Genomic DNA, 6,440 nt, shown 5'->3' with positions numbered 1-6,440 from the left:
TCTGCCAGCGATCCCACATTAACGCCTTGTCAGTTTCTGTGTAGTAAATCCTCGGTCGCATTTTCATTTTCAACATCCTCCTCTCTATAGTTAGAGATTAGGTGTTGCATCGACCGATTGAAATCGCCGTCGTAAATCGCCGCCTAATTTCCTATTCTGAGCGTCTGCATTCTCGATTTTATGTAAAGATAATTTAAGCGAAGGCTAAAGCTATAGTAATGTCGTATACCATCAATTTTTGTTGGTATATATGTTGGTATATACCCAAGTTAGTCAATCTAAAACGTCGTTTAATCAAACAGTTAATCGTTTAATTCGATTCCGCCTCTGGCGGCAGAAACCGACTGTCAGCTAACATCACTGCCAATTTATGGGTCAAATGACATTTTTTTGAACTAAGTGAATTAAGGTGGCAGTAAACTCATTTTGCAGGTCACAATCTCCGGGCAATTAAGTAAACTGTCATCTTCATTTGTAGATATAGCAGCCGCGAAAAGAGAACCGCTCCATGTACAAAATAGACCCATCCAGAACTGATTTGGCGTATGAATTTCGTGATAACCCGGACGGCCCATACAGCGCTGAATTGAAACTGGTGATAAATCGCTTGAGAGTCATGCCGATGGCGGATCGACACGTGCTGGTTTGCATCGAACGCGGCCGCCGGTGGATGCTGGCCAGGATCCCGCCCACCCGTGGCGGCCAGATCGAACGCTACGAAGATCAGGTTTTCAGCGACTACGACGAAGCGGTCTGGGAAGTGTTCAAGCGGCGTTGGAAAACGGTGACCGGGCAGGAACTGGTGTGACCGTGCCATTGTTGAAACAGGAATTAACGGTATGAAAAAGATACTCGGTTATACCGACACATGGAGCGTGTCGCCCGGCGAAAAGGTCGGCTTCAAGGTCAGTGCTTACGGCGCCGAGCGCTATCGTGCCGACCTGGTGCGCGTCATCTGCGGCGATAACGACCCGAACCACGACATCTTTCAGCTCGAGGAGATCGAAGCGCCTTTCAATGGCGAGTACCGCGGCCGCCTGCAACCGATCGATGCGGGGTCTTACGCGGTGCTGCCTTACTCGAACGCATACGACGGCATCGAAAGTTTCACTGCCCTGGCCTGGGTATATTCGACCACCCCGTCGAAGGGGCGGCAGGCGCTGATGGTGCAATGGCAGGACGACCCGGCAACCGGGTTCGCGCTGACGCTCGACGATACAGGCGCGCTCACCCTGCGCGTGGGCGATGGCCGCGGCAATGTCGCTGAAGTCAGTACGGGGGAACCCCTTGCGGAACGGCGCTGGTACCTGGTTGCCGGCAGCTATGATGCCTCCACGGGAACCATCAGCGTCAGTCAGCAACCAGATAGCGGTCCCCTCGATCCCTTGAGGTCCGCGAGCGCGAGCGACGGCGCCGAAGGATTCGCCGTTGCACAAATCGACCTCCTATTTGGGGCGCTGCGGACGACCTTGTCCAACGGGAAATCCGGGTCCGCATCTCATTTCAACGGCAAGATCGACCGCCCGCGCCTCGCTTCGGCCGTGTTGAGTAGCGCCGACATCGAATTGGTGGCATCACAAGTTAACCCGTTCGAGCAATATCCGAACCTTGTTGCCGCCTGGGATTTCTCGCGCGATACCGGCACGGATGTCGTCAGCGACACCGGCCCCAACGCGCTGCACGGGCACACCGTCAACCTGCCGTCGAGGGGTTGCAAGGGATTCAATTGGAGCGGTAAAGAACAAAACTGGCAGCATGCGCCGGCCGAATATGGCGCCGTGCATTTCCACGATGACGATCTGTACGATGCCGGCTGGGAGACCGATTTCGAGTACGTGATTCCTGCCGATCTGAAAAGCGGCGTATACGCCACGCGCCTGCGGGTCGATGACGACGAGTGGTATGTCACCTTCTTCGTGCGCCCGCGCAGGGGAAAAACCACCTCGAAACTCGCTTTCCTGGCGTCAACGGCCACCTATATGGCCTATGCGAACTACCAGTGGCTGTTTCACGAACGCTACGCCGAGGTGGCGGAGTCGCTGTGGACCACGCTCGAGAAAACCGACGTGTTTCTGCAGGAGCACCCCGAGTTCGGCCTGTCCACCTACGACAACCATTCCGACGGCAGCGGCGTGCGCTACGCGTCACGCCTGCGCCCGATTTTAAACATGGCGCCGACGACGCCCTGCTGGAGCTTCAACGCGGATACCCACATTCTCGGCTGGCTGGAAAACTGGGGTATCGAGTACGATGTCATCACCGACGAGGACCTGCACCGCGAGGGCGTCGAACTGCTCGAACAATATCGCGCAGTGTTAACCGGGACCCACCCGGAGTATTACACCACCCCCATGCTGGATGGCCTGCGGACCTATCTCGCCGGCGCGGGGCGTCTGGCCTACCTGGGCGGCAACGGTTTCATCTGGCGTTGTGCCATGTCCGATAATTTCCCCGGAGTCGTCGAACTGCGCCGCGCCGAGGACGGCATTCGCTATCGTGACGAGGAACCGGGAGAATACTATCTGGAATTCACCGGCGAGTACGGCGGCCTGTGGCGGCGCCTGGGCATTCCACCCCAGGCCGTGGTCGGCGTCGGTACCATCGCCGTGGGTTTCGATGCGTCTGGCTATTATCAGCGCACACGGGACAGTTTCGATCCGAGGGCGGATTTCATATTCGAAGGCATCGGCGAGGACGAGATCATCGGTGATTTCGGTTATCTCGGCGACGGCGCCAGCGGTTCGGAAATCGACGCGGTGGACCCGTTGCTCGGAACGCCCGCACATACGCTGGTCGTGGCCAGTTCCGAGGGCCACTCCGAGAACACACTGATCGTGCCCGACGAGATTGGATTTCACCACGTGGCGATGGATGGCGTGCAAAGCCCTCTGGTGCGCGCGGACATGACCTTCTTCGAGACGCCGGGCGGCGGCGCGGTGTTCTCCGTCGGCTCTATCTCCTGGGGTGCAAGCCTGCCGCACAACGGCTACGACAATAACGTGTCTCGGATCTCGGCCAACGTGATCGAGCGTTTCCTGAGGGAGACGCCGTTTGATGCTCTCGGATAGCGTTGCGCTATGCTGGCTGAAGAGTATTTCGGCTAGGCGTCGACGATCACCAGTTCGGGTTTGAACTTCAGCGGCCGCAAGGCGGCGCCGGACTTGAACATCAGGGTATCGACGTAGTAAGTGATGCCCGACATGCGCGGCGCGAAAAACTGGCTTTCGAAGTTGACCACGGTGCCGGGTTCCAGGATCTTGTCGGTTTCCGTATCCGTCATCTCGTAAACGTAGTTCCCCACCCAGTCGGGCGGAAACGCCAGCCCCAGTTCGTAGCCGCCGACCCACCCCGCGTCCGACCAGATGCCGACCTCGTCATAGTAAGCTCGCGTCTTGCTCACCAGCTCCGCCACCGGCAGGTTGGGACGCATGCAGCTGTCGATCACGTCGAATACGCCTGACGACAAGCGATGATAATCGAGCACGTCCTTCGGCGGCTCGCCCACGTAAAACGCGCGCCCGCCGTTGGCATGATAGCGGTTGTAGACGCCGCTGATGTCGATGTTGACTTGCTCACCGGCCCGGATCGTCTTGCGGCTCGCCAGAGAATGGCCGCAGTTGGCCTTCAATCCCGAGTTGACCGGCAGGGTGATGCCCGGCTGTTCGCCGCCCGCCCGAGCCATCGCGTAGTTCATTTCGGCATAAACGTCGAGCTCGCTGACGCCCGGACGAATCGCATTTTTTGCGGCCTCGAAGCCGATGTCGGTGATTTCCGCGGCTTTTTCGATGCAGGCGATCTCGGCGTCCGACTTCACCCAGCGAACCTCGCGCAGCACGTCGCTGCCATCGCGCACGCTTATTCCACTGCTTGCGAATGCATCCTGGAAACGCTTGCTGATCATCGGATTGGGCCGATAGCTGTGAAACTCCATGCCGAGCACACCCGAGCCCAACCAACCCGAGGACTTCAGCTCGTCGACGATGAACGAGATGCCGTCGCGGCGCTCGCCCATCGGGAACACCCGCACATCCTTTGCGCAGGTGACGAAGCGGCACATGATCGCTTCGCTGGGGGTATCGAACAGGATGAAATCATCGCGCTCCCTGTGAATGGCGATGCCGCTGGTGGCCGGCCATTGTTTCGGGCTCTGCGCCTGGTACCAGATGCACTTGTAGCCGCTGAGGTAATAAAGGCTTTCGGGCGCCATCAGCCAGAGGACGTCGATACCGTCGCGTTCCATGCGCGCGCGAATGCGCTGCAGACGTTGCTCGAACTCCTGTTCGCTGAATGCCAGGTCCTTCTCGGGTTGGCATTGCTCGAATACAAGATTGCGGTTTTGCCCCATGGGATATCTCCTTCGATGACAGCTGTGATCGGTAAGGAACGCCAGATTAGCACGCGCCTTTCGAAAGGAACAACGACACGGGACACCGTTGAAGTACAACCTGGATTCTTGTCCGAATTCGGGGGGACAGTATACCTATTTACTGAAAACTAACTTACTTCCCCGAGTATTTGGTACCAGTATATTACTAGCAATCTCAACCAGCGGAGCGTCCGAGTTGGGTCGTAAATCGCCGCTGATTAATCGAGCTTGAGTGTCTGTTTTCTCGTAAGCAGACCCTCATACAGTCCTTGTGAGAGGCAATCTTCGGCCAGGAACGGACATTGTCAAGATCCTTTACAGTCACGCCCGAGATTACAAAGTACCCTGCTACTAATAAGTATATTTATTAGTGAGAAGGTACTTTCTGGCAGTTATAAGACTGATCCCCCGTCCAGGAAGCCTTCTAAAGTTTATATTTCCAGTGAATATGCAGATCCCAAACTTGCCCTCGAGCAGGCTCTAGGAAAAGAGGTGACTCAGTTTAAGATATTGGGCAGTGATGAATAAATAATTTCAAAGAGAAAGAGTCAATGAGGCAGGGTATTAACCGAAAAACATAATAAAATATTCGTCGAATTCAAGCATTTTTCAATGCTAACCCGCTTTGACCTGAGCCTGGTTTCCACTACCTGAGTTTCAAAAGTTTTATTCGTGATGAATAAAAGGTGCGGCCATTCCAGGCCAGGTTAACTCGGGGCTTCGGCACCAGGGCGGCAAGCCGAGCCATGAAATCCAACGGCTCGAAGATGACGTGGGTAGTACCATCTCGATAAGGCGTCTTTAGCTGGAAGCGGATGTTGCCGCTTGACGTAAGCGAAAGCCGCTTTTCCGAAATCGCAGACGCTATAAAACGAGTTTCGACGAATAGTTAGCGTTTGTTATTAATGAATTAACGGGAAGTCGGGATCAATTGTTGAGCCGAATCCGTCCAGGATTGCGGCTGTAGGCGACTTCGGGGTGAACAGGTTTCCCGAAGCCGCCAAAATTTAATTCTGGAGCATATCTGATACGCATCTACATTATCCAAATCACATGAACAATCGTGCAGCAGTTATCTCAATTGATCAGAAGATACGAGCTACCGAGCAATGGATTTCGTTCGAATATTAACGCTTTAACGCACCGACCCCATTTTGGACAAGGACATCCAGATTTGTGCGAGTAGTTCCATCCAGTAATATGGTTCGTCCACTGTGTGCGATTCGCCCATGTGTAGCGTCACTGGGAGCAGATTCGAAAATTATAAATTCACCACTCGGTCTGACATCATAAAATAACCCACCGGAGGAACTGACAGTGCCCGTCAGACTACATTTCCGGGTGTCGTTGATCGTGACATTCCCCGATCCATCGAATTTTGCTCGGGCTGTAATATCGCAATAGTCGATACCAGCTAGTTCCTGTCGAATTTCTATCAGGGTTATCAAATACTCTCCTCGCAGCGATCCGTTGGTAAATAATGGATCTGCAAAGGCAAACGTGTTGATAGATGTTATAAGAATGGTACCTAATAGCAGCTGTTTTACTAACATAGTCTTCTCCTTAATTAAATTAATACTACAACAATCAAAAAACCCGCATCGCCCGGGAATAGCCATCAAGTAAACCTGTAAGCCAAATTAATATAGACCCGATGCGGGGTCACAACCTATTTTACTGCACCTTTTGGCAGTAACGCATCAAATTTGGTCCAAGGATTGTGCAAGATAGTACACATGGCATCGCAAACACTTTGTGCCTTACCTGATTGTAGGTTTGCGACTCGTTGGCGATAGCTAGTAATGGAACCTCGTCCAGAGATTCGCACGTGGTCAGATATGCGTCAGGCAAAGTACTGGTAGTACTGGACTTCCCAGGGTTTGCTAGACACCTAATAGCGTTAAAATGTAACTCTATTGGAGGTGTTTATGAGTGTCTCAGTTGGGTTGCGATTTCAATCGGTCGATGCAACACCTAATCTCTAACTATAGAGAGGAGGATGTTGAAAATGAAAATGCGACCGAGGATTTACTACACAGAAACTGACAAGGCGTTAATGTGGGATCGCTGGCAG

3 protein-coding genes and 1 pseudogene are annotated in these 6,440 nt (G+C 53.9%); 2 read left to right on the top strand and 2 right to left on the bottom strand.

What is annotated here, in order from left to right:
- Window positions 1-508 precede the first annotated feature (508 nt).
- Window positions 509-808, top strand: coding sequence for a hypothetical protein (locus tag OES20_18610; protein MDH3636704.1), 300 nt, complete (start codon window positions 509-511; stop codon window positions 806-808).
- A 31-nt stretch (window positions 809-839) separates the two neighbouring features.
- Window positions 840-3,068 (top strand): LamG domain-containing protein, encoded by a 2,229-nt coding sequence (locus OES20_18605; protein MDH3636703.1) that lies wholly within the window; start codon window positions 840-842, stop codon window positions 3,066-3,068.
- 32 nt (window positions 3,069-3,100) lie between these two features.
- Here the strand turns inward: OES20_18605 and OES20_18600 are convergent, their stop codons facing one another.
- Both OES20_18600 and OES20_18595 read right to left on the bottom strand, forming a co-directional pair.
- Window positions 3,101-4,345, bottom strand: coding sequence for a Xaa-Pro peptidase family protein (locus tag OES20_18600; protein MDH3636702.1), 1,245 nt, complete (start codon window positions 4,343-4,345; stop codon window positions 3,101-3,103).
- 724 nt (window positions 4,346-5,069) lie between these two features.
- Window positions 5,070-5,225, bottom strand: a pseudogene (locus OES20_18595) (transposase).
- Window positions 5,226-6,440 lie beyond the last annotated feature (1,215 nt).

Source organism: Gammaproteobacteria bacterium (genome assembly GCA_029862005.1).
Classification (GTDB): Bacteria; Pseudomonadota; Gammaproteobacteria.
Note: the sequence above shows the minus strand (reverse complement) of the source record. Positions and strands in the feature narration are given on the sequence as shown.

Coding starts and splice junctions, on each gene's coding strand:
- OES20_18610 (MDH3636704.1), top strand. CDS start 509: ATGTACAAAATAGACCCATCCAGAACTGATTTGGCGTATGAATTTCGT.
- OES20_18605 (MDH3636703.1), top strand. CDS start 840: ATGAAAAAGATACTCGGTTATACCGACACATGGAGCGTGTCGCCCGGC.
- OES20_18600 (MDH3636702.1), bottom strand. CDS start 4,345: ATGGGGCAAAACCGCAATCTTGTATTCGAGCAATGCCAACCCGAGAAG.